Genomic DNA, 331 nt, shown 5'->3' on the forward strand with positions numbered 1-331 from the left:
ATGTCGGATAGTCCTTCCGGGAAAAAATATATGGGTCTAGCATATAACAAAACTACGGCCACAGAATCTAACGTTTATTCCGACTATTCTTGGAGTTTAATAGAGGGGCCAGCTGGCTCAACTGGCCCACAAGGTAATCAAGGGGTGCAAGGTCCTACCGGCCCTAATGGGCTTCCCACTTATACTTGGATCAAATACGGAACCACCAGCGCAGGGGGGACTATTTCTGATAGTCCGATAGGGAAAACTTATATAGGCATTGCCTATAACAAGACCACCCAAACGGAGAGTACAAACGCTGCAGATTATGAATGGAGCCTTATCCAGGGAC

The 331-nt window shown here is 46.8% G+C and carries 1 pseudogene; it reads left to right on the plus strand.

What is annotated here, in order from left to right:
• Positions 1 to 30: 30 nt before the first annotated feature.
• Positions 31 to 331 (plus strand): annotated as a pseudogene (locus tag CVN76_RS31560) (hypothetical protein); the annotation flags it as partial.

The organism is Bacillus sp. mrc49, assembly GCF_002803435.1.